23 protein-coding genes are annotated in these 22,286 nt (G+C 69.5%); 16 read left to right on the forward strand and 7 right to left on the reverse strand.

The window, feature by feature from the left end:
- The first annotated feature begins 27 nt into the window (after positions 1–27).
- A complete protein-coding gene (locus A9974_RS20810) occupies positions 28–930 on the forward strand; it encodes an alpha/beta fold hydrolase (RefSeq protein WP_183006069.1) in 903 nt (300 codons plus the stop codon).
- A gap of 190 nt (positions 931–1,120) precedes the next feature.
- Complete coding sequence (locus A9974_RS20815; protein WP_183006070.1) at positions 1,121–1,453, forward strand: hypothetical protein; 333 nt, start codon at positions 1,121–1,123, stop codon at positions 1,451–1,453.
- 67 nt (positions 1,454–1,520) lie between these two features.
- Here the strand turns inward: A9974_RS20815 and A9974_RS20820 are convergent, their stop codons facing one another.
- Complete coding sequence (locus tag A9974_RS20820) at positions 1,521–2,057, reverse strand: GNAT family N-acetyltransferase (protein ID WP_183006071.1); 537 nt, start codon at positions 2,055–2,057, stop codon at positions 1,521–1,523.
- A 9-nt stretch (positions 2,058–2,066) separates the two neighbouring features.
- Positions 2,067–2,654 carry a helix-turn-helix domain-containing protein gene (locus A9974_RS20825; protein ID WP_183006072.1) on the reverse strand — a complete coding sequence of 196 codons (588 nt, stop codon included), beginning with the start codon at positions 2,652–2,654 and terminating at the stop codon, positions 2,067–2,069.
- A 91-nt stretch (positions 2,655–2,745) separates the two neighbouring features.
- On the opposite strand from A9974_RS20825, the gene A9974_RS20830 reads away from it, so the two are divergent.
- From A9974_RS20830 to alkB, 3 genes are all read left to right on the forward strand, one after another.
- Positions 2,746–4,287, forward strand: coding sequence for a phospholipase D family protein (locus A9974_RS20830; RefSeq protein ID WP_183006073.1), 1,542 nt, complete (start codon positions 2,746–2,748; stop codon positions 4,285–4,287).
- A 94-nt stretch (positions 4,288–4,381) separates the two neighbouring features.
- Positions 4,382–5,077, forward strand: coding sequence for a 2OG-Fe(II) oxygenase (locus A9974_RS20835; RefSeq protein ID WP_183006074.1), 696 nt, complete (start codon positions 4,382–4,384; stop codon positions 5,075–5,077).
- Position 5,078: 1 nt separating this feature from the next.
- The gene (alkB, locus tag A9974_RS20840; protein ID WP_183006114.1) at positions 5,079–5,738 is read left to right on the forward strand and encodes a DNA oxidative demethylase AlkB; all 660 of its coding nucleotides are present in this window, start codon (positions 5,079–5,081) and stop codon (positions 5,736–5,738) included.
- A 36-nt stretch (positions 5,739–5,774) separates the two neighbouring features.
- Here the strand turns inward: alkB and A9974_RS20845 are convergent, their stop codons facing one another.
- Complete coding sequence (locus A9974_RS20845) at positions 5,775–6,317, reverse strand: carboxymuconolactone decarboxylase family protein (protein WP_183006075.1); 543 nt, start codon at positions 6,315–6,317, stop codon at positions 5,775–5,777.
- Positions 6,318–6,442: 125 nt separating this feature from the next.
- On the opposite strand from A9974_RS20845, the gene A9974_RS20850 reads away from it, so the two are divergent.
- The 5 genes from A9974_RS20850 (at position 6,443) to A9974_RS20870 (ending at position 10,238) form a co-directional block, all read left to right on the forward strand.
- Positions 6,443–7,312 (forward strand): AraC family transcriptional regulator, encoded by an 870-nt coding sequence (locus A9974_RS20850; RefSeq protein ID WP_183006076.1) that lies wholly within the window; start codon positions 6,443–6,445, stop codon positions 7,310–7,312.
- 116 nt (positions 7,313–7,428) lie between these two features.
- Positions 7,429–8,421 (forward strand): formylglycine-generating enzyme family protein, encoded by a 993-nt coding sequence (locus A9974_RS20855; protein WP_183006077.1) that lies wholly within the window; start codon positions 7,429–7,431, stop codon positions 8,419–8,421.
- Between the two features lie 95 nt (positions 8,422–8,516).
- Complete coding sequence (locus A9974_RS20860) at positions 8,517–8,900, forward strand: VOC family protein (RefSeq protein WP_183006078.1); 384 nt, start codon at positions 8,517–8,519, stop codon at positions 8,898–8,900.
- 9 nt (positions 8,901–8,909) lie between these two features.
- On the forward strand, positions 8,910–9,716 hold the full coding sequence (locus A9974_RS20865) for an AraC family transcriptional regulator (RefSeq protein ID WP_183006079.1): 807 nt from the start codon (positions 8,910–8,912) through the stop codon (positions 9,714–9,716).
- A gap of 153 nt (positions 9,717–9,869) precedes the next feature.
- Positions 9,870–10,238, forward strand: a complete 369-nt coding sequence (locus tag A9974_RS20870) for a cupin domain-containing protein (RefSeq protein ID WP_183006080.1) — start codon at positions 9,870–9,872, stop codon at positions 10,236–10,238.
- On the opposite strand, the gene A9974_RS20875 is transcribed toward A9974_RS20870, so the two are convergent.
- Positions 10,235–10,771 carry an MgtC/SapB family protein gene (locus A9974_RS20875; RefSeq protein ID WP_183006081.1) on the reverse strand — a complete coding sequence of 179 codons (537 nt, stop codon included), beginning with the start codon at positions 10,769–10,771 and terminating at the stop codon, positions 10,235–10,237. The two genes, A9974_RS20870 and A9974_RS20875, sit on opposite strands and share 4 nt — an antisense overlap.
- 185 nt (positions 10,772–10,956) lie before the next feature.
- On the opposite strand from A9974_RS20875, the gene A9974_RS20880 reads away from it, so the two are divergent.
- A complete protein-coding gene (locus A9974_RS20880; RefSeq protein ID WP_183006082.1) occupies positions 10,957–11,730 on the forward strand; it encodes an SDR family oxidoreductase in 774 nt (257 codons plus the stop codon).
- A gap of 88 nt (positions 11,731–11,818) precedes the next feature.
- Here A9974_RS20880 and A9974_RS20885 read toward each other — a convergent pair whose 3' ends face one another.
- On the reverse strand, positions 11,819–12,508 hold the full coding sequence (locus A9974_RS20885; RefSeq protein ID WP_183006083.1) for an HAD family phosphatase: 690 nt from the start codon (positions 12,506–12,508) through the stop codon (positions 11,819–11,821).
- Positions 12,509–12,644: 136 nt separating this feature from the next.
- On the opposite strand from A9974_RS20885, the gene A9974_RS20890 reads away from it, so the two are divergent.
- Positions 12,645–13,388, forward strand: a complete 744-nt coding sequence (locus A9974_RS20890) for a DNA-3-methyladenine glycosylase (protein ID WP_183006084.1) — start codon at positions 12,645–12,647, stop codon at positions 13,386–13,388.
- On the forward strand, positions 13,385–14,044 hold the full coding sequence (locus tag A9974_RS20895) for a 2OG-Fe(II) oxygenase (protein WP_183006085.1): 660 nt from the start codon (positions 13,385–13,387) through the stop codon (positions 14,042–14,044). Before A9974_RS20890 ends, A9974_RS20895 begins: the two co-directional genes overlap by 4 nt.
- On the opposite strand, the gene A9974_RS20900 is transcribed toward A9974_RS20895, so the two are convergent.
- Positions 14,028–15,035 (reverse strand): tripartite tricarboxylate transporter substrate binding protein, encoded by a 1,008-nt coding sequence (locus A9974_RS20900; RefSeq protein ID WP_183006086.1) that lies wholly within the window; start codon positions 15,033–15,035, stop codon positions 14,028–14,030. The two genes, A9974_RS20895 and A9974_RS20900, sit on opposite strands and share 17 nt — an antisense overlap.
- Before the next feature lie 86 nt (positions 15,036–15,121).
- Between A9974_RS20900 and acnA the strand changes: the two genes are divergently transcribed.
- From acnA to A9974_RS20915, 3 genes are read left to right on the forward strand one after another with little or no spacing between them, the layout of a single operon-like run.
- Positions 15,122–17,761, forward strand: coding sequence for an aconitate hydratase AcnA (gene acnA, locus A9974_RS20905; protein WP_183006087.1), 2,640 nt, complete (start codon positions 15,122–15,124; stop codon positions 17,759–17,761).
- A gap of 25 nt (positions 17,762–17,786) precedes the next feature.
- Positions 17,787–18,683 carry a GntR family transcriptional regulator gene (locus tag A9974_RS20910; protein ID WP_183006088.1) on the forward strand — a complete coding sequence of 299 codons (897 nt, stop codon included), beginning with the start codon at positions 17,787–17,789 and terminating at the stop codon, positions 18,681–18,683.
- A 19-nt stretch (positions 18,684–18,702) separates the two neighbouring features.
- Positions 18,703–19,788, forward strand: coding sequence for a lactonase family protein (locus A9974_RS20915; protein WP_370539666.1), 1,086 nt, complete (start codon positions 18,703–18,705; stop codon positions 19,786–19,788).
- 31 nt (positions 19,789–19,819) lie between these two features.
- On the opposite strand, the gene A9974_RS20920 is transcribed toward A9974_RS20915, so the two are convergent.
- Positions 19,820–22,282 (reverse strand): TonB-dependent receptor, encoded by a 2,463-nt coding sequence (locus tag A9974_RS20920; RefSeq protein WP_183006089.1) that lies wholly within the window; start codon positions 22,280–22,282, stop codon positions 19,820–19,822.
- Between the last annotated feature and the right edge of the window lie 4 nt (positions 22,283–22,286).

The following is a 22,286-nucleotide window of genomic DNA, read 5'->3' on the forward strand; positions in this document are numbered from 1 at the left end:
CCCGATCCCGCAAATGAAGCAAGCCCCATGAATCCCTACGCCACGATCCGCACCCCGCGACTGGACATCGCCTACCTGGAATGGAATCCCGCCGGCACGCGCGCCGCCGTGCTGCTGCATGGCTGGCCTGACAGCCCGGAATGCTGGCGCACGGTGGCGCAGCGCCTGGCGGACGACGGCTACCGCGTGCTGTGCCCGGCGCTGCGCGGCTTCGGCCCCACGCGTTTTCGGGATGCCGGCACGCCGCGCAGCGGCGAACTGGCCGCGCTGGGCCGCGACCTGCTGGACTTCATTGCCGCGCTGGGGCTGGACCGGCCGCTGCTGGTCGGCCACGACTGGGGCGCGCGCGCCGCGTCCAACGCCTGCGGCCTGCAGCCCGGCGTGGCCTCGCAGCTGGCGCTGCTCTCCGTGGGCTACGGCACCAACGATCCGTCGCAGACCCTGCCGCTGCCGCAGGTGCGCAATTACTGGTACCACTGGTTCATGGCCACGCCGCGCGGCGCCGCCGCCGTGCGCGAAGACGCCCTGGCGTTCACCCGCTACATGTGGGACACCTGGTCGCCGCCCGGCTGGTACACCGATGCAGAATTCGCCGAGGCCGCGCGCGCCTTCGACAACCCGGACTGGGCCGACGTGGTGCTGCATTCGTACCGCCATCGCTGGGACTTCGAGCCCGGCGACCCGGCCTACGCGGACGACGCCGCACGGCTGTCGCCCGCGCCGGTGCTGGCGGTGCCCACCCTGGTGCTGCACGGCGGCGCCGACACCTGCAACCTGCCGGCCACGTCCGAGGGACGGGCGCACTATTTCAGCGCGGGCTACGAGCGCCGCGTGCTGGATGGTGTGGGCCATTTCCCCCAGCGCGAGGCGCCGCAGGCGGTGGCCGACGCCATCCTGAAGTTCTGCGCGGCCTGGCCCGCGGCTCGTTGATCCAATCCGCTGTTCCAACCCGCTGTTCCAACCCGCTGTTCCAACCCGCTGCTCCGGCCCGCCCAAACCGCCCCGCGCCGGGCCCGCCCGGCAGGAAAGCAGCGAATGACGGATAATCCCGGATGTTTCCCGCCGCATTGCCGGCGGTTTTTTCTCGGGCGCCTCTGCCCGACAGCATTCGGAGTCAGCTATGTATCGCGGCATTGAGGCGATTGAACACTTCATGGAATCGGTCGGTCTGACCTGGCGCCCCGGCACCACCCAAGGCGCCGACCTGCGCGTCAGCTACCGCATCGGCAACACCCGCCCGTTGGGCATTGATTGCACGCTGGTGGAATTCCATTGCGACGCCAAGCGCCCCAAGGTCTGGGTGCCCGAATTCTCGCGCACCAGTTTTCACCAGTGGTTTGAAGTGCCCTTCCAGGAATTCGAATTCACGCCGGGCGGCTCGATGCTGAAGATCAAGGCCGCCGCGCGCGGCAACGCGCCGCCCTACAGCGTCGGCATCAAGCCGCTGGCCTGACGCCCGCAGCGCCGGGCGGCGGCAGGCCGCCCCTGGCGCCGGGGCCTGCCGCCGCGCAGCCCCCCCGCTAAACGTTCTTGTACATGATGGTCGTGCCGTCCACCTTGGACGGATTGCGCGCATCGCGGCTGAATCCCGGTATCACCCCCACCGTCACATAGCCCAGCGAGCCGTACAGGGGCTCGGCGCTATCGCCCGTGCGGGTGTCCAGCGTGAGCAGGCTGCGGCCACATTCCACCGCCAGCCTTTCCGCGTCCTGCATCAGGCGCCGCGCGATACCGCGCCGCCGGAAGTCCGGGTGCACCAGCAGCTTGCGGATCTCGGCGCGGTGCGGCTGGTTGGGTGGCGTGTCGCAATCGAGCTGCACCGAACCGGCCACCTGGCCGTCCTGGATGGCCACCAGCAATGACGCCTTGCCGGCCGTCAGCGACGGCAGCACCTTGTCGCGCCAGAAGGCCTGGGCGTCGTCCAGCGAATAGGGCAATACGAAACTGACGCTGGCGCCGTCCTGCACGCAAGCGTGCAGCAGCGCGGCCAGGCCGGGCAGGAGGTCGCGCGCCTGGGTGGCGGAAGGTCGGGTGTATTCAAGCGTGGCAACGGACATGTGGGGCTCTCAGACGATGAACAACAGGTAGCGGGCGCCGCGATGCGGCGGGGTATCGAAGGCGCTGGCGCCGGAAAGCTGGTAACGCAGGCAGTCGCCGGGGGCCAGGGCATAGGACAGGCCGTCGACGGTGATGGACAGCTCGCCTTCCAGCATCACCAGGTGATGCTCCAGCCCGGCGCGCGGCGACTGGTCATAGCGGATGTGCGAGTCCGCGGCCAGCTCGCAGGCCAGCACTTCGCCGGCCAGCTTCTGCGACGGCGGCGACACGGAACGGCGCTTGAAACCGGTGCTGTCGTCGACCCACAGCGCCTGCGCGGCGGCAGGCAAAAGCGGCGTGAAATCGTCTTCGACCATGCGCATCAGGCGCGACATCGTCAGGCCATAGGCGCCGCACAGCTTGCCCAGCGCATTGGCGGTGGGGCTGACTTCGGCGTTCTCCAGCCGCGACAGCGTGGCGCGGCTGAGGCCGGCGCGGCCGGCCAGCTCGTCCAGCGACCAGCCGCGCGACAGGCGCAGCGCCTTCAAGCGGCCGGCCAGGCGCTGGTCCAGGCCGGCGTCGGGAGAGTGGGTGACGGGGGGTGATGAATTTTCCATATATGGGAATTTCTCCCAAATACGGAAATTCGTCAAGCCCCCTCTGCTTTCCGCCCGCCCGGACCGGCGGCAATTCGGCACAATACGGCGTATGCACACAGCCCGATTCGTCTCCCTGACCGTCCTCTGCCTAGGCATCCTGACGGGCTGCAGCCTGCCGCCCCTGGACCATCGCAACGCCTCGCAAGCACTGACGCCGGATGCCGCGCGCGACACGCCGCTGGGCCGCGCCATCGAGCCGCTTGCCGCGCAGCACCCCGGCAAATCAGGCATCCACCCGCTGGCTGATGCCTATGACGCCTTTGCCGCGCGGATGATGCTGGCGCGCGCGGCCCAGCGCAGCCTGGACGTGCAGTACTACATCTGGCACGACGACATGACCGGCACCATGCTGCTCGAAGCCCTGCACGAAGCCGCCGACCGCGGCGTGCGGGTACGGCTGCTGCTGGACGACAACGGCACCGCCGGCTTGGATAAGGTGCTGGCGGCGCTGGACGCCCATCCCAACATCGAGGTGCGGCTGTACAACCCGTTCGTGGTGCGCTGGCCCAAATTCATCGGCTACCTGACCGACTTTCGCCGCCTGAACCGGCGCATGCACAACAAGTCCTTCACCGCCGACAACCAGGCCACCATCGTCGGCGGCCGCAACATCGGCGATGAATACTTCGGCGCCGCCAACGGCGTGCTGTTCACCGACCTGGACGTGCTGGCCATCGGCGCCGCCGTCAATGACGTGTCGACCGACTTCGACCGGTACTGGGCCAGCGAGTCGGCCTATCCGGTGGACCGGTTGTTGAAACCCGCCGCCGCCAGCGAACTGGCCGCGCTGGCGCAGTCGGCCCGCACCGTCGAGCAATCGCCCGAGGCCGCCGCCTACGCCGAGGCCATGCGCCAGTTGCCCTTCATCCAGCAACTGCTGCGCGGCGAATTGGCGCTGGAATGGGCCAGCACCCGCATGGTCAGCGACGACCCGCGCAAGACCCTGGGCACGGCGCCGCCCGAGGCCATGCTGCCGCATCAGCTGCACGACATCGTCGGCACGCCCCAGGTGGACCTGGAACTGGTCTCGCCCTATTTCGTGCCCACGGCCAGCGGCACCGATGCCTTCGTGAAACTGGCGCAAAGCGGCGTCAAGGTGCGCGTGCTGACCAATGCGCTGGAAGCCACCGACGTGGCCGTGGTGCATTCCGGCTACGCCTCGCGGCGCCGCGACCTGCTGGCCGGCGGCGTCGAGCTGTTCGAAATGAAGCGCCAGGCCGGCGCCGAGCGCAACAAGAGCCTGGGGCCTTTCGGCAGCTCGGGCTCCAGCCTGCACGCCAAGACCTTTGCGGTGGACGGACGTAGCGTGTTCGTCGGCTCGTTCAATTTCGATCCGCGCTCTGCGCGGCTGAACACCGAGTTGGGCTTCGTGATCGACAGCCCGACGCTGGCGCGCCGCATCGCCGAGGCCTTCGACAACGACATCGCGCGCACCGCCTACCGCGTGTGCCTGGACGACAACGGCGCGCTGTACTGGCTGGAACAACGCGACGGCAAGACCATTCGCCACGATACCGAGCCGGGCACCACCGCCTGGAAGCGCTTTTCGGTGTGGTTCGTGTCGCTGTTGCCGATCGAATCGCTGCTGTAACCGAAGCCGGCGCGGGGCCTGCGCAAGTTACGGAGTTTCGCGTCCGGCCGCTGGACGTAGACTGGATGCCATTCCTTTTTTTCGCGGTAGCGCCATGAGCAAGCTGGACACCCTGGACTGGACCCGTATCGCCGCCGACCTGGATGCGCGCGGCCATGCCGTGGCCGCCGGCCTGCTGACGCCCGCACAATGCCAGGCGCTGGCCGCCGCCTACGACGACGACGGCCGCTACCGCAGCCGCATCGTCATGAGCCGCCATGGCTTCGGCCGCGGCGAATACAAGTATTTCGCCTATCCGCTGCCGCGGCTGCTGCACAACCTGCGCACGGCGCTATATCCGCGGCTGGCGCCGATTGCCAACCGCTGGAACCAGCAGATGGGCATCGCGGTGCAATACCCCGATGACCACGCGGCGTTCCTGGCGCGCTGCCACCAGGCCGGCCAGCGCCGGCCCACGCCGCTGATCCTGCAATATGGTCCGGGCGACTACAACTGCCTGCACCAGGACCTGTACGGCGAACATGTCTTTCCGCTGCAGGTGGCGGTGCTGCTGTCGCGGCCCGGCGAAGATTTCACGGGCGGCGAATTCGTCATGACCGAAACCGACAGCCACGGCCAACGCGCCGAAGTGCTGCCGCTGCGGCAAGGCGACGCGCTGGTCTTCACCGTCAACCAGCGCCCCGTGGCCGGCGCGCGCGGCTGGCGCCGGGTCGCCATGCGCCACGGCGTCAGCGCGCTGCGGGATGGCCGGCGCCATACGCTGGGAGTGATCTTCCATGACGCGACCTGACATGGGACCGACCCTGGATCTGTTCGGCGGCGACGACACGCCGCAGGCTGGCCGCGAATCATTGGGCGCGCAGTCGGTAGTGCTGCGCGGGTACGCCCTGCCGGACGCGGCAGCCTTGCTGGCCGGCGTGCAAATCGTGGCCGCGCAGGCGCCGTTTCGCAACATGGTCACGCCGGGCGGCTACACCATGTCGGTGGCGCTGACCAACTGCGGCCGCCTTGGCTGGACGACCGACGCGCAAGGCTACCGCTACAACCGCAACGACCCCTTGTCCGGCTTACCCTGGCCGGACATGCCCGCCGTGTTCGACGACCTGGCGCGGCGCGGCGCCGCCGAGGCCGGTTTTCCCGGCTTTGCGCCAGACGCCTGCCTGGTCAATCGCTACGAGCCGGGCTCGCGCCTGTCGTTGCACCAGGACAAAGACGAGCGCGACTACGGCTCGCCTATCGTCTCGGTGTCGCTGGGCATGCCCGCGGTGTTCCTGTTCGGCGGCCATGAGCGCGCGGACAAGACGCAACGCGTGCCGCTGTTCCACGGCGACGTGGTCGTATGGGGCGGCGTGGACCGGCTGCGATTCCACGGCGTGCTGCCGCTGAAGGACCGGCCCCATCCGCTGCTGGGGAGCCGGCGGATCAACATTACCCTCCGCCGGGCGGGATGAGGCACACGCCGGAACCACACGCCCCTGCCGCCGGCGTCAGGCCGCGCGCAGCGCCACCTTCGGAAAGTCCACCGGCACCTCGAACGCCACGTTGACGTAGTTGGTGAACAGATTCAGCGCCACGTGCGCCAGCAGCTCCACGATCTGCCCGTCGTCGAAGCCCGCCTGGCGCAGCGCGGCGATATCCGCATCGCGCAGCTGGCCGCGGCCGCGCACCACTTTCAGCGCGAAATCCAGCGCCGCCGCGGTCTGCGGATCATCGGCGCGGCCGGCCTGCGCGGCGCTCATCTGTTCGGCGGTGGCGCCGGCCTTCCGGCCCAGCGCGGTATGAGCCGCCAGGCAGTATTCGCAATGGTTGCTGTCGGCGATCGCCACGGCGACCTTTTCGCCCAGTTGCGCCGGCAGCGTGCCGCCGCCCAGGGCGCCGAACGCGGACCACATGCTGCGCAACGCCGCGGGCGAATTGGCCACCGCGCGGAACATGTTGGGCGTGGCGCCGAACGCGCCATGGATCTGGCGCAGCAGGTCCTGGCTGGCGGCCGGGGCGGACGAGGTATCGACAAGGGGAATACGGGACATGAGGGTTTCCTTTGCGTTAAGAGGCTAGGCCGGAATGGCTGCTGCCGGAAAACCAGTATTCCGGGATCCGAAGTAGTATTGGATACCTTACGTCCAGAAAACATACCCATTCGTCCTGGCCCGCCATGTCCTCGTCCGTCGATCGCCTGTCCGCCCTGCTGGAACAGTTCCGCGCCCGCGCCCGGCTGTTCCACACCGGCCCGATGTGCGGACTGACCCGCTTCGCGCCCGAGACGGGCCGCGGTTTCCTGCACGTGCTGCGGCGCGGCCAGATGGAAGTGCGGCATCTGCCCGGCAGCGGCCTGCCGCGGCGGCTGGCGCTGGCCGAGCCCACCTTGCTGTTCTACCCGCGGCCGGTGCGGCACGATTTCCATAACCCGCCGCAAGATGGCTCCGACTTCACCTGCGCAACGCTGGATTTCGACGGCGGCGCGCGCAATCCGCTGGTACGCGCCCTGCCCCCGCTGATCGCACTGCCGCTGGCCCGCGTCCAGGGACTGGAGCAGGCGCTGGCGCTGCTGTTCGCGGAGACCGAGTCGGTGCGCTGCGGTCAGCGGCTGCTGGCCGACAAACTATTTGAAGTCGTGCTGATCCAGCTGCTGCGCTGGCTGATCGACCACCCGGCCGAAGCCGGCATCCAGGCCGGCCTGATGGCGGGCCTGGCCGACCCGCGGCTGGCGCGCGCATTAGTTGCCATGCACCAGGCGCCCGGTTCGCCGTGGAGCCTGGCGGAACTGGCCAGCGAGGCCGGCATGTCGCGCAGCGCTTTTGCCGTCGCTTTCAAGGCCGCGGTGGGCCAGCCGCCCGCCGACTACCTGGCGGACTGGCGCCTGGCGCTGGCCCAGGCCCGGCTGCGCGAAGGCCGTCCGGTCAAGGCCATCGCCGCGGAATTGGGCTACGCCAATGCCTCGGCCCTGTCGCGGGCCTTCAGCCGCAAGCTGGGCGCGTCGCCGCGCGCGTGGCTGGACAACCCGGCCGAGGCGTCCGAGTGTTGAGGCCGGCCTGGGTTGCCGCGGCGCCCTGCGTAGTCACCGAGTGAGGGTTCGCCAGGGCTGGCGGCGCCACGGCGGCGGGCCTACTATCTGGCCTTTCCCTGCCCACCTGGCCCCTCATGCGCCTGCCCATCACCCTGGCATTACTCTGTACGCTGACCGCCGCGCCCGCCTGGTCCGCCGAGCCCCCCGCCTTGCTCGAGAACTCGCTGGGCATGACCTTCGTGCAGGTGCCGGCCGGCGTGTTCCAGATGGGCAGCGACGAAACGTCCGAAGCCCTGGCGCGAGACTATCCGCAGTATCCAAAAGAACGCTTCACGCAGCTGTTCGACGAGGCCCCGGTCCACACCGTGCGTATCACACGTCCGTTCTACCTGGAGCGCACCGAAGTCACGGTGGGCCAGTTCCGGCGCTTCATCGAAGCGTCCGGTTATGTGCCGGAGTCCGAGGCCGACGGCACCGGCGGCTACGGCTACAACGCGGCTTACGATCCCGACAAGAGCGAGCGCGGCGACGCCTTCGAGGGGCGCGACCAACGCTACTCGTGGCGCAACCCCGGCTTTGCCCAAACGGATGAGCACCCCGTGGTCAATGTCAGCTGGAACGACGCCACCGCTCTTGCGCGCTGGCTTAGCCAGAAAGAAGGAAGCGTCTACCGCCTGCCCACCGAAGCCGAATGGGAATACGCGGCCCGGGCCGGCGGCCGCAGCCGCTACCAGAACGGCGACGACCCGGCCGCCCTGCCCGCCGTGGCCAACACTTTCGACGCGGACGCCGCGCCCCTGTGGCCCAAGTGGCAGGCCTTTGCCGCGCCGCGCAGCGACGGCCACACGTTCACCGCGCCGGTCGCCAGCCATGCGCCCAACGCCTTCGGCCTGTACGACATGCATGGCAACGCCTGGGAATGGGTGGCCGATTGGTATGGCGAAGACTATTACGCGCACTCGCCCCAAGATGACCCCCAGGGCCCGGCCAGCGGCAACGTGCGCGTGCGCCGCGGCGGCTCCTGGCACACCTGGGCGCTGTACGTGCGCTCGGCCTATCGCAACTGGAATACGCCGGAAACGCGCTACCCGCTGGTCGGATTCCGCTTGTTGCGCGAAGCCAACTGACGCCTGCCCGGCCGTTGCCCCGCGGACCATGACAACAACCCCCGGCATATAGCGGTTAGCATAGGCGCACACACCACTACAAAAAGAGTCCTGACATGCATTCGCTGGGCCGTCTCGTCCTGCTCGTCAACGATTACGACACCGCCATTTCCTTCTACCAGGACAAGCTGGGCATGGAGGTGTTCGTCGACATGGCTGTGGGCCAGCAACGCTTCGTGCATCTGCGGCTGCCGGAGCAACCGTCGGTGGGCGTCTGGCTGCTGCAGGCCCAGACCCAGGCACAGCGCGACCGCGTCGGCGACCAGACCGGCGGCCAGCCGGTGGGCGTGTTCTACACCGACGACGTGGTCCGCGACCACGCCCGCTTTGCCGCGCGCGGCGTGCGCTTCACCCGCGAACCCGTGCACGACAGCAGCGCCGTCTACGCGCACTTCATCGACCTATACGGCAACGAGTTCGTGCTGGTGCAACTGAAGTAAGCCTGCGCCATGCCCAGCCCTGCCGCCTCGCAAGATTGGATCGTGCGCCACGCCCCTGCCGACAGGGTCGAGCGCATCGAAGCCTATTTCGGGGGCCGCGGCTACGACCTGCACCGCCACGATACCTACGCTATCGGCTGTACCCTGGCGGGCGTGCAAAGCTTCCAGTACCGCCGCGGTCTGCGGCACAGCCTGCCGGGCGGCACGCTGGTGCTGCACCCGGACGAGGCGCATGACGGCCAGGCCGGCACCGAGGCGGGTTTCCATTACCGCATGATCTATGTGCAGCCGGCGCTGATCCAGGACATCCTGGGCGGGCGGCCCCTGCCGTTCATCCGCGACGGCATCTCGGACGACCCGCGCCTGCGCGCCGCCAGCGCCGCGTTGCTGCAAGGCGACGAGCCCCTGCCGGCGCTGGCCGAGCAGGACGCGCTGTACGACCTGGCGCAGGCGCTGTGCGCCGTCGCCGGTCAGCGCCCGGAGCGGCGCCGCCCCGATTACGCGGCGGGCGAACGCGCCCGCCAGTACATCCACGACACGCAGGGTCAGGCGATCACGCTGGACGACCTGGAGCGGGCCGCCGGCATCGACCGCTGGAGCCTGTCGCGCGACTTCCGCGCTCTGTATGGCACCAGCCCCTACCGTTATGCCCTGCTGCGCCGCCTGGACCTGGCGCGCCGCCTGATCGCCGCCGGACGCTCGCTGGCGGACGCAGCCGCGGATGCCGGCTTCACCGACCAGAGCCACATGACGCGCCGTCATGCACAAGCCTTCGGCATGACGCCCGCGCGCTGGCGCGGCACGTTGCGCCGCTGACCCCCAGACGGCACAGCGCGCCCGCATCCGAAGCGAGACAGCAACGGCGTCCGCGCGATGTCCGCGCCTCCGACCGTATCCGCACAAACGTACAAGACGGCGGCCCGCGCCCGCGCCTAAGCTGCACGGGTTCCTTTTCTGCCGAGAATTCCCATGCCCGCCATCCCCGCCCTCAATCTGGCCCGGAAGCTGTCGCTGATCCACGAACACTGGACGCCCAAGGTCATCGCCGAGATGAACGACTACCAGTTCAAGCTGGTCAAGCTGCACGGTGAATTCGTGTGGCATAGCCATGCCGACACCGACGAAACCTTCATCGTGCTGGCTGGCCAATTGCGCATCGAACTGCGTGACGGCCACATCGACCTGGGGCAGGGCGAAATGGCCGTCATTCCCAAGGGGGTGGAACACAAGCCCTGTGCCGCGCAAGAGGTGCATGCCATGCTGATCGAGCCGCGCGGCGTCCTCAACACGGGCGACCAGGGCGGCGAACGCAGCGCCCCCAACGACGTCTGGATCTAGTGCTTGGCGGACGCACGGGCCTGGTCGTGTTCGATCAGGCGCTTACCGCTCTTGTCGCCGATGCGGGCCTCGACCCGGCGCAGCACCGCCAGCACGAACAACGCCATCAACGTGCTGGCCACGGCAGTGGCCTCGCGACCCATGCCCGCGGCCACGCCGATGGCGGCCGTCATCCAGATGCTGGCCGACGTGGTCAGCCCGCGGATTTCCCGTTCGTTGCTGAGCTTGATGATGGCGCCCGCGCCCAGGAAGCCGATGCCGGCGATCACGCCCTGCAGCACCCGGCTCAGGTCGCCGACCTGCATACCGTTCTGCAGCGGCACCAGCACGAAGATCGCCGCGCCCAGCGCCACCAGCATGTGCGTGCGCAAGCCCGCCGCCTTGCCGCTGCGTTCGCGCTCGTAACCCAGCAGCCCGCCCAGGATGACGGCCATGCCCAGGCGCAGCACGATGCGGGTCGCTTCGCCGATGTCGGGAATGTCGGCGAATTCGCTGCGCAACGTGGTCCAGATTTCCAGCCAGACTTCCGACATCACCGTCTCCCGGGATAAGGGTAACTGGCAGCATAGCAGCAGACCTGGCCCGGGACCTGCCAGCGCCGCTGGCCCGCCACGGGCATCTGGTTTACAACAGCGGTTCACGGCGCCGGGTTCTCCGGGCCGATATTCAACAGCGTCCCGATACGCATTGCCGCGGACGCGACAGCGAGGAGCTTCGGATGGATTTGCAGCTAGACGGCAAGCGCGTGCTGATCACGGGCGCGTCCAAGGGCATCGGGCTGGCCTGCGCCATGGCCTTCGCGCGGGAAGGCGCCGAACCGATCCTGGTGGCGCGCAACGACGCGGCGCTGCAGGCGGCGGCCGAGGCCGTTCAAGCGCAGAGCGGCCGGCCCGCGCGCACGCTGGCGCTGGACCTGGCCCAGCCGGGCGCGGCGGTGCGCGTGGCGGAGCAGACTGGCGCGATCGATATCCTCGTCAACAATGCCGGCGCCGTGCCGGGCGGCGCATTGGACCAGGTGCAGGACGAGCGCTGGCGCGCGGGCTGGGAACTGAAGGTGCATGGCTACATCGCCCTGGCCCGCCACTACTATCCGTTGATGCGCGCAGCCGGCACGGGCGTCATCGCCAACATCATCGGCATGGCCGGCTCGGCGCCGCGCGCCGACTACATCTGCGGCGCGGCGGCCAATGCGTCATTGATCGCCTTCACCCGCGCCTTGGGCGGCGATGCGCCGCGCCATGGCGTGCGCGTATTCGGCGTGAACCCGTCGCGCACCCGCACCGACCGCGTGCTGACCCTGGCCAAACAGCGCGCACAGGCACGCTGGGGCGACGAATCGCGCTGGCAGGAAACCCTGATCGACCTGCCCTTCGGCCGGCTGATGGAGGCCGAGGAAGTCGCAGACATGGTGGTGTTTGGCGCCTCGCCGCGAGCGGGCTATCTGAGCGGCACCGTCATCGACCTGGACGGCGGCGAGCAATACGCACGCTGAGGCGGGCGTCAGCGCTTGATGAAACACGCCCGCGGCGGGCCGGCGCCTGCCGGTTGCCCCGCCACGGGACGCGCGGCGCGTCAGCGCGTCAGCGCGCCGCGGCCCAGCCGGCCAGCAGGGCCGGCAGCTGCTTCATGTCGGTGAACACATGCGCCACGCCCACGTTGCGCAGCGCCTCGGGGCTGCTGTGGCCGTTGGCATCCGGGCTGTAGCCGAACACGGTGGCGCCCGCCGCCACGCCGGCGGTCGCGCCGGTGACCGTATCCTCGACCACCGCGCAGCGCTTGGGATCCACCCCCAGCGCGCTGGCCGCGGCCAGATACACGTCCGGATGCGGCTTGCTGCGCGGCATTTCGTGGCCACTGAAGACCCGCTCGCCAAAGCACTCGGCGAGGCCGATCTTGGCCAGCTGCAATTCCACCTTGCGGCGGTCCGCGCCCGAGGCGACGGCGATGCGGCCATCCAGCGCCTGGTGCAAGGCGCGCACGGCGTCCGGCGCGCCGGGGATTTCCAGCAGCTCGCGATCCAGCGCGGCGTTGCGGCGCTCGCGGAATTGCGCGAACCAGTCGGGCGACAGCGCCACGCCGGTCTTGGACTGGATCAGGGGCAGTTCGTCCCGCACGGCCTTGCCGGTGAAGATGCGCGTGGCCTCTTCAAACGTGATCGCCCAGCCCAGCTCATTGAGCATCTCGGTCAGGACGCGGGCGGTAATGGGTTCGGAGTCGACCAGCACGCCGTCGCAATCGAACAGCACGGCGTCAAAGGGAAAATCAGTCATTGCGGGCAGCAGGGAAAGGGTCCAGGAAGCCCTCAAGCATACTGCACCGCAACAGCGGCCCGCGATGGCAAGCTTCGGAGTGCCGATCGCGGCGCGGGCCGCTATGCTGTAGGTCCCCTCAGCCGCATCGGCTTCCATGACGCCACCCAAATCGACTTCCGCGCCCGCCGCCGCATCCAAGCCCGGCAAGACCGCCGCCCGGCCAGCGCCCGCGCCCGTCTCCTCCGGCTTGAATCCCGCCGTCGCGGCGCCCCTGTACAGACGCGCGGCCAGGCACCTGGCCGCGCTGGATGCAGACTGGGCCCGCCACGTCGCCGCCATCGGCCCCTGCCGCCACGAATCGCGGCCGGCCCGCGATCCCTACGAAGCGCTGGTGCGCGCCATCGCCTACCAGCAACTGCACGCCCGCGCCGGCGACGCCATCCTGGGCCGCTTCCTGGCGCTGTATCCCAACCAGGTGTTCCCGGCGCCGCGCGCGCTGCTCGCCACCGACCCGCAGGCCCAGCGCGACTGCGGTTTTTCCGCGTCCAAGCTGGCCACCATCCGCGGCATCGCGCAGGCGGCGCTGGACGGCGTCATCCCCGGCCGCGACGAAGCGCTGGCAATGACGGACGAGGCGCTGATCGAACGCCTGGTGGCGCTGCGCGGCGTGGGCCGCTGGACCGTCGAGATGCTGCTGATCTACACGCTGGAGCGCGTGGACATCCTGCCGGTGGATGACTACGGCGTGCGCGAAGGCTACCGCCGGCTGAAGGGCCTGGACAAGGCGCCGTCACCCGCCCAGATGCGCGCCATCGGCCAAGCCTACAGCCCCTACCGCACCATCGCGACCTGGTATCTGTGGCGCATGCCCGCCATGCCGGCCCCGGCCGCGCCATGACGGCCGCCGCGCGCGCATTGGAGCGCTACGACTGGGCCTGGATCGCGCAGCAGCTGGATGCCGAAGGCTGGGCGCCGCTGCCCGCCCTGTTCAGCGCGGCGCAGGTGCACGCATTGACGGCGGCCTTCGACGCGCCTGCCGCCGCAAGCCAGGCGCAAGCGCTTGCCCACCAGGGCGAACGCCGCTATCTGAATGGCGCATTGCCCTGCACGCTGGATGGCCTGGCGCCGGCGCTGCACGCGCGGCTGGCGCCGTTGGCACAATCGTGGTCGCAGCGCCTGGGCCGCGTTGCGGCCAGCCTGCCGCTGGCGCTGGCAGACTCGCCCCTGCTGCACCGACTGCGCGAAGACGAGGCGCATCCCTTGACGCACAAGATCGATGACGCGGCGTTTCCGCTGCGGCTGGTCGCGCTGCTGTCCGACCCTGGCCAGGATTTTTCCGGCGGCGAATTCGTCATGACCGAGCAACGCCCGCGCCAGCAGTCACGGCCCCTGGTGCTGCCGCTGGGCCTGGGCGACGCGGCGCTGATCGCGGCCGCGCACCGGCCCATCCGCGGCGCGCAGGGCGACTACCGGGCTACCTTGCGTCACGCCATCAGCCGCGTGCGCGGCGGCGTGCGCCTGGGGCTGGAGCTGCCGCTCAATTCTCCGCGGTGATGTGTCCGTCCGCCACCACCTTGGCGAACACGGCGGTCTGCGCCTGGATGAAGGCGCGAAAGGCGTCCGGCGTCATGGGCTGCACCTCGCCGCCCAGTCCACGCAGGCTGGCGACCAGCTTTTCGTCGCGCAGGCAGCGGTCGATGGCCGCGGCCAATTGCTGCCGCACCGGCGCGGGGGTCGCCGCCGGCACGAAGATGCCGAACCAGTTTTCCAGCGCGTAGTCCTTCAGCGGCGCGTACTCGGCCACCGCCGGAATGTCGGGCGCGAACGAGGCGCGGGTGGCCGACGTGACGGCCAAGGGCTTGACCTTGCCGCTCTTGATGAACGGCAGCGCGCCGGCCAGGCTCACGAACGTCAGGTCGACGCTGCCCGCGGCCACGTCGACCAGTTGCGCCGAGGCGCCCTTGTACGGCACGTGGACCATCTTGATGCCGGCCAGGGATTGCAGCAGTTCGCCGTTCAAGTGCTGCGGATTGCCCACGCCGCTGGTGGCGTAGGTCAGGCGGTCGGGGTTGGCGCGGCCGTAGGCCACCAGTTCCTGCACGTTGGCCACGGGCAGCTTCGGGTTGGCGACCAGCACGTTGGGCACCCGTGCCACCAGCGCGATCGGCGCCAGGTCGCGCTCGGGCTGGTACTGCATCTTGCCCTTGAACACCAGCGGGTTGATGGCGGTCTCGCCAGCAGATCCCAGCAGCAGCGTGGTGCCGTCGGGCGCGGAACGCACCACCGTCTGCGCGCCCAGCATGCCGCTGGCGCCCGGCTTGTTTTCCACCACCACGCCCTGCGGCAGCTCGGCGCGCAGGCGTTCAGCCAGCAGACGGCCCATACCGTCCACCCCGCCGCCGGCGGCAAAGGGCACGATCAGGGTGATCGGCCGCCCGGCCGCCAAGGCCGACGCGCCGGCCGCCCCCGGCTCGGCGGCATGCAGCGGCGACGCCGCGGCCAGGGTCAGGGCCGCGCTGGCGGCAAGCGTGCGGATGTGGGTCATGATCTGTCTCCTGGATGGCCTGCTCGATGGCGGCCGGGTTATTCCTTAATTGCATTTTATAGATGCAATATGCAAAACTGGCAGCTATGGAAAACACCAATCCCTCGCCCCGCCGCAGCGGCTTCACGCTGGACGGCGTCGCCTACACCCACATCGACATGGCAGCGACAGTCGGTCCAGACTACTACCGCCTGCCGGTGGTGCTGCGGCTGCTGCTGGAAAACGCGCTGCGCAACATGCAGGGCGCCGAGCGCGACGAGGCCGTGGCCGCCCTGCTGGCGTGGCTGACGCACGGCACCAGCGAAGCCGAGATCGCGTTCCAGCCCGGCCGCGTGCTGATGCACGACACCACCAGCACGCCTGCGCTGGTGGACATCGCCGCCATGCGCGATGCGCTGGACGAAGCCGGCGTCGACCCGCGCGCCCTGAACCCGGTGCTGCCGGTGGACGTGTCGGTGGACCATTCGCTGGCGGTGCAGGCCTACGCGCAACCCGGCGCGGCGGCGCAGAACCTGGCGCTGGAATTGCGCCGCAACGCCGAGCGCTACCGCTTCCTGCGCTGGGCCTCCAAAGCACTGTCGAACGTGCGCATCCACCCGCCGGGCACCGGCATCATGCACACCATCAACCTGGAGCAACTGGCCACGGTGGTGTGCCATGAAGCGGGTACGCTGCACCCGGACATGATGATCGGCACCGACAGCCACACGCCCATGATCAACGGCATCGGCGTGCTGGGCTGGGGCGTCGGCGGCCTGGAGGCGCAGACGGTGATGTTCGGCATGCCCACCCTGCTGCGCATTCCCGACGTGATCGGCGTGCGCCTGACGGGCGCGCTGGCGTCCGGCGTCACCGCCACGGACCTGGCGCTGACCGTGACCCAGCGCCTGCGCGCCATCCAGGTGTCGGGCGAGTTCGTCGAGTTCTTCGGCCCCGGCGTGGCCACGCTGTCGGCCGGCAGCCGTTGCGTGGTCGCCAACATGGCGCCCGAGTACGGCGCCACCACCGGCTATTTTCCGATCGACGGCGCCACGCTGGACTACCTGCGCCAGACCGGCCGCGACGAGGCCCATATCGCCCGCGTCGGCGCCTATGCCGCCAGCGCCGGCATCGCCCTGGATCCGGCGGCCAGCCCGCGCTACACCCGCGTCATCGAGATCGCGCTGGACCGCGTGCAGATGCACGTGGCCGGCCCCAAGCGGCCGCAGGACCTGCATCCGTACAGCCAGACCCGCGAGATCCTGGCGCGCCTGGCCTTCACGCCCAAGGCCGCATCGGCGCTGCCGCGCCACGCCATCGCCATTGCCGCCATCACCAGTTGCACCAACACGTCGGACCCGCGCCTGCTGATCGCCGCCGGCCTGCTGGCGCGCAAGGCCCGCCGCGCGGGGCTGACGGTGCCCGCCTGGGTCAAGACATCCCTGGGCCCGGGCTCGCCCGCCGCCGCCGATTACCTGGCGCGCGCCGGCCTGCTGGACGACCTGGCCGCGGTGGGCTTCGACATCGTGGGCTACGGCTGCACCACCTGTATCGGCAACTCGGGGCCGCTGCCTGCAATGGTGCAGCAGGCCATGGCCACGGGCGCCGTCCACCCGGTGGCGGTGCTGTCCGGCAACCGCAATTTCACCGGCCGCATCCACCCCGACCTGGACCTGGGTTTTCTGATGTCGCCGCCGCTGGTCATCGCCTTCGCGCTGGCGGGGGACGCCGAACGCGACCTGTCGCGCGAACCCGTGCAGACAACGCCGGACGGCCGCGCCGTGCACTTGCGCGACCTGTGGCCCGGCGATGCCGAGATCGACGCCGCGCTGGCGCAGGGCCTGCGCGCCGCGGATTTCCGCCAGGCCTTCCAGATCGCCAGCGCCAACCCGGCCTGGCAGGCGCTGCAATCGCCGGACACGCCGCGCTTTCCCTGGGACCCCGCGTCGACCGCGTTGCGGCGCCCGCCCTTCGCCGCGGCCGGCCCGGCCAGCCAGTTGGGCCGCTACGCCGCCTATCCGCTGCTGGTGCTGGGCGACGACGTCACCACCGATCACCTGTCACCCGCCAGCGCCATTCCACCGGGCAGCCTGATCGCCGACTTCCTGGTCGCGCAAGGCGACGACCGCAACGACCTGAACGTCTTCGCCTCGCGCCGCGGTAATTGGGAAGTGATGATGCGGGCCGCGTTCTACGCCAAGAGCCTGGTCAATCTGCTCAGCCCCGCCGCGCCCGTGGGCCACACGCTGCACGTGCCCAGCGGCCGCATTGAACCGATCTGGGAGGCCGCCGCGCGCTACCGCCGCGACGGCGACGCGGTCGTGCTGCTGGCCGGCGAACGCTTCGGCACCGGTTCGTCCCGCGACTGGGCCGCCAAGGGCCAGCGATTGCTGGGCATCCGCGCGGTACTGGCGGTGAGCTTTGAGCGCATCCACCGGTCGAACCTGATCGGCATGGGCATCCTGCCGCTGCGCCTGCCCGCGGGCATCACGCCGCACAGCCTGGCGATCCAGCCTGGCGACCGGCTCGAGATCGATTGCGCGGCGGACACCCTGACGCCACGCAAGGCCGTGCCGGTGCGCGTGCTGCGCGCCGGTGGCAGCGAGGAAGCGCTGCAGGCAACGGCCGCCGTGGAAACCCAGCTGGAACTGCGCCTCTTGCGTATGGGCGGGGTGATTCCCGCTATCCTAGCGGATACCCTCGGCGCCCACGGACAGGCGCCGGCCGAACCGGGCTCTCGCGACTGAGGCCCACGCAACCCGGGCCTATCCCATGAGCGCGCAGACCAACACCGTTAGCAAGATCCTGGAGCTGATCCGCCAAGACCGCCTGCCCTGCGGCGCCCACCTGACGGCGCAGAAGCTGGCCGATCGCCTGCGCCTGTCGCGCTCGCCGGTCAACGACGCGCTGGGCATCCTGGAACAGCATGGCATCGTGGCGCGCAAGCCCAACCGCGGCTACTTCCTGCAGCACGCCTACGACGCGCTGGACCAGGCCCCGACCGACCTGGCGCCGCCCGCCGCCGACGACATCGTCACGCAGAGCTATTTCCGGCTGGCCGACGAGCTGCTGCGCGGCGAACTGCCGATGCAATGCAGCGAAGCGCTGCTGCGCGGCCGCTACGCGCTGACCCATGCACAGACCCAGGCGTTGCTGGCGCGCGTGGCGCAGGAAGGCTGGGCGCAGCGGCGCCCCGGCTATGGCTGGGAATTCTCGACCATGATGACCACGCCGGACAGCCTGCTGCAGTCGTACCGCCTGCGCCTGGCGCTGGAGCCCGCCGCCCTGCTGGAGCCGGGCTTTCGCATCGACAAGGCCGTGCTGGAACGCTGCCGCGCCGCCGAACACCACCTGCTGAACGGCGGCATTGCCACCGACACCGCCGACCAGTTGCACGACCGCGGCGTACGTTTCCATGAATCGCTGGTCGAGGCCTCGGGCAATCCGTTTTTCATCGACACCATCAAACGCGTCAACCGTGTGCGCCGGCTGCTGTCGTACCGCTCGATGCAAGACCGCAGCCGCTACAAGCAGCACTGCGACCAGCACCTGGAAATCCTTGACCTGCTCGAACACGAGCGCAACGAGGACGCTGCCCAAGCCCTGGCCAGCCACCTGCGCAGCACGCTCGACAACCTGGCCCGCATCAGCGGCATTCTCACGTCCTAGGGCCTGCGGCGCATGGCCCTTGCTTGTCTTTCAGGAACAGACCTTGGCCATGCACGTCTATATCGGTTCGCGCACCACCCGCGAACGCAACGCCCGCGGCGACGGCATCAGCGTCTTTGACTATGCCCCCGGCACCGGCGCGCTGACGCCCACGCAAGTCGTCGGCGGACTGGTCAACCCCTCGTACCTGCTGCCGCACCCGTCCCTGCCCGTGCTGTACGCCGTGCACGGCGACCGCCGCGAAGTCAGCACGTTGCGGCGCGATCCGCGCAGCGGCCGCCTGGAGCCCTGGCTCTGCCAATCCTGCGAAGGCCAGAACCCCGTGCATCTGGCGCTGGCGCCGTCGGGCCGCTACCTGATGGTGTCCAACCACCTGAGCGGCACGCTGGCGGTGCTGCCCGTGGCTGCCGACGGCAGCCTGGAACCGGTGGCGCAACAGATACCCATGGCGGGCGAGCCCGGTCCGCACCGCAAGGAACAGCCGCATGCCAAGCCGCACTACAACCTGGTGGATCCGTCCGGCCGCTACGTCATCGTGCCGGACAAGGGCCTGGACCGCGTGTTCCTGCATGCTTTGCAGGACGGCCGTGTAGACGACGCGCCGGCCAGCATCGCCGATGCGCGCGAAGGCGCCGGCCCGCGCCATGCGGTGTTTCATCCGGCCGGCCGCTGGGCTTACGTCATCAACGAGCTGGACAACACCGTGACGGCCTATGCCGTGGACGCCGGCGCGTTGCGCCCTTTCCAGGTGCTGCCGTCGCTGCCCGATACCTATACCGGCAACAGCCGCGCCGCGGGCATCGCCATCGATGCCAACGGCCGCCACCTGTATGCCTCGAACCGCGGCGACGACAGCATCGCCGTGTTCCAAATCGACCCGCGCATGGGCAGGCTTGCCGCCGTGCAGCACGCCCCCACCCATGGCCGGACGCCGCGTTTTTTCACACTGGCGCCGGACGGCCGTTTCCTGTTCGTGCTGAACGAAGACAGCGACACGCTGGAGCGCTTCCGTGTGCATCCCGAAGACGGCACGCTGGCGCACGACGGGGGCACGCAGAAAATCGGCAGCCCCGTGTGCATGGTGTTCGCGCCAAGATTGGCCTGACCCCGCGCCCGCACGAACACAGGCAGGGACGTCAGAAATCCATCGACGCCGACAGCATCAAGGTCCGCGGCACGCCTTGCGAAATCGTGCCGTAGGAGGCCACGCCGGACCAGTAGCCGCGGTTGAACAGGTTGACCACGTTGGCGCGCAGGGTCACGTCCTTGCCCTGGACCCGCGTGACATAGCGCGCGCCCAGGTCGAAGGTGGTCCACGCGGGCACCGACTGTGTGTTGGCCTGGTTCACGTATTCCTTGCCCGTGTGGATGACGCTGCCGGTCACCGTCAGGCCCGTGACCCAGGGCGTATCCCATTCGGCGCTCAGGTTGGCCATCACGCGCGGCACGCCGACGGGCCGGTTACCCACCGTGGCGGGGTTGTTGGTGCGCGTCAGTTCGGCGTCCAGCAAGGTCACTCCGCCCAACAGGCGCAAGCCGCGCAGGGGTTCGCCAGACAGGTTCAGTTCCAGGCCGCGGTTGCGCTGCTCGCTGTCGGCGCCGTAGACGTTGCCGGTCAACTGGCCGCTGGGCTTGGTGATCTCGAAGGCGCTCAGGGTCAGCATCGCGCTGTCCAGGTCCACCTTGATGCCGACTTCCTTCTGCTTGGCCCGGTAGGGCTTGAACACCTGCCCCGCGTTGGACGCGGTGGCCGGCGCCACGTCGCCCTTGCTCAGGCCTTCGATGTAGTTGGCATACAGCGACACGTTGCTCCAGGGCTTGACCACCAGACCGGCCAGCGGCGTGGTGGCGCTTTCGTCGTAGCTGAGCGTGCGCGCGCCGGTCGTGGCGTTGAAGTTGCGCGACTCGATGCGCTGCTGGCGCACCCCCAGCGTCAATTGCGCGCGCTCGTCCAGGATGCTCATCGTGTCGGCCAGCGCAAAGCCGGTCAGGTCCGACGACGACACCTTGGGCAGGTTGGCCGGCGCGGGGATGAACTGCTCGGGGCGGGTCACCGGGTGGTAGATATTGGACGACAGCGGCTTGCCCATCACGCTGGCTTGCAGGTTGCGGTCGCTGTACAGGCTGCCCATGAAACTGATGGCGTGGCGCACCGGGCCGGTATCCAGCTTGGCGCGCAGACCCGCGTTGTAGGTGCTGCGGTCGATCTGGAATTTCGAGTTGTTCGGCGTCACCAGCGTATCGCCCGCGGCGTTGACGATGGTGGGCGTCTGGTCCGACAGGCGGGTGATGTAGGTGTCCGAGCCGCCCGCATCGGCAAACACGGTCAGGCGGTCGCTGACGTCGTATTCCACGCGCAGCAGCGCCGACTGGCCGTCGGATTTCCACCAGCCCCAAGGCTGGGTCGCATTGCGGCGGCCATCCGGCGCAGTGGGCACTTGCAGGCCCGAAGCCACCAGGAACGGCCGCGTCGGCGCGTCGACCTTTTCGTTCTGCATCAGCACGTCCAGCGAGGCGCGCAAGCGGGTGCCCTGGTAGTCCAGCGACAGCGCGCCGATGTCGGTGCGCGAATGCAGGTTGTCCAGAGGCGTATCGCCCTGCCGGTGCATGGCGTTGACCCGCAAGCCCCATTCGCCGTCGTTGCCGAAGCGCCGGCTCAGGTCCACCCGGCCGCCGAACTGGGATGAGCCCATGTAATCCGCCGACAGGCGCGTCAGGTCCTCGGCCAGCGCGCGCTTGGGCACCATGTTGATCACACCGCCCACGCCGCTGTTGGGCGACATGCCGTACAGCAGCGCCGCCGGCCCTTTCAACACTTCGACCCGCTCGATGTAGTCGGTGAACACGTGGTAATTGGGCGCCACGCCATAGACCCCGTCGAACGCAATCTCGCCCAGGTTGCCTTCGCCGATGGGAAAGCCGCGGATGTAGAACGAATCCGTCACGCCGCCGATCTGGCCGGTAAAGCGCACCGAGGAATCCACGTTCAGGGCGTCGGCCAGCGTTACCGCCTGGCGGTTGGCGAGCAGGTCCGAGGTGTAGTGGGTCACGCTGAAGGGCGAGTCCATCACGTCTTGGTTGCCCAGCAGGCCGAGCCGGCCGCCCCGCGCCACCTGGCCGCCGGCATACTCGACGGGCAAGGCCGACGGGCTGACGCCTGCGGCCGCCACAGTCACCGCCGGCAATGTCGTCACGCCGCCCTCGGCCGCCGGCAGCTTGCGCAGCGAGTAGGCGCCGCCGCCCTGCTCGGCCAAGGCGTAGCCGGACCCGGCGAGCAGCCGCGCAAAGCCGTCGCGCACGGTATAGACGCCATTCAGGCCGCCGCTGCGCTGCCCGGCTAGCAGGGCCGGATCGAACGACAGCGGCACGCCGGCCGCGGCGGCAAACTGGGCCAGCACGTCACCCAACGGACCCGCGCCGATGGCGTAGACCTTGCCGGCCGTGGCGCTGGCCGTTTCCGCCGCCTTGACGGACGGCGCAAGCGACGTCGCGAACAGCAGCGCAACCCCCAGGCTGACGGCCCTGACCGCGCCCCCCACGGGCAAGGACGCCGCCAGGGCGCGGCGAACGGGCAAGGCGGGCAAGCTTGGCGAAACCATGTGA

The sequence above is a fragment of the Achromobacter sp. UMC71 genome, from assembly GCF_014170305.1.
In the GTDB taxonomy this organism is placed as follows: Bacteria; Pseudomonadota; Gammaproteobacteria; order Burkholderiales; family Burkholderiaceae_B; genus Achromobacter.